This is a genomic window from Neisseria sp. HMSC073G10 (assembly GCF_001812605.1).
Classification (GTDB): Bacteria; Pseudomonadota; Gammaproteobacteria; order Burkholderiales; family Neisseriaceae; genus Neisseria; species Neisseria subflava_A.
The window spans coordinates 1-521 of sequence record NZ_KV809525.1; the positions used below are offsets into that span (position 1 = coordinate 1).

Annotated in this window: 1 pseudogene; it reads left to right on the forward strand. The window is 54.3% G+C overall.

Going from position 1 to position 521, the window contains the following annotated elements:
• A pseudogene (locus HMPREF2865_RS05925) lies at positions 1-521 on the forward strand (hypothetical protein); the annotation flags it as partial.

Here is a 521-nt window from a genome sequence, read left to right on the forward strand (position 1 = left end):
AAAGGCCTGACCTTCAACGGCGACAGCGGCAGCACCAATATCGAAAAACTCGGCTCCACCGTGACCGTTGCCGGCGACGACAACATCACCACCGAAGCCCAAGACGATAAAGTGACCGTTAAGCTGAAAAAAGACCTGGTAGTGAACAGCGTCGAAGCCGGCGACACCACCGTGAACAACGACGGTGTGAAAGTAGGCGACGATGTCGCATTGACCCAAGACGGCGTTAAAGCAGGTGACGTCAAACTGACCAAAGACGGTTTGAACAACGCCGGCAACAAAGTGACCAACGTAGCGGATGGCGACCTCAATGCCAACAGCAAAGATGCCGTTAACGGCAGCCAACTGTTTGCGACCAATCAAAACGTCGCGACCAACGCCGCCAATATCGCCAAAGGCATCAACTTCGGCGGTACCAGCGGCAGCAATAACTACGCATTGGGCGACACCATCAATGTCAAAGGCGACAGCAACATCATCAGCGAAACCGTAGCTGGTGGTGCACAGCTGAAACTGGCCAA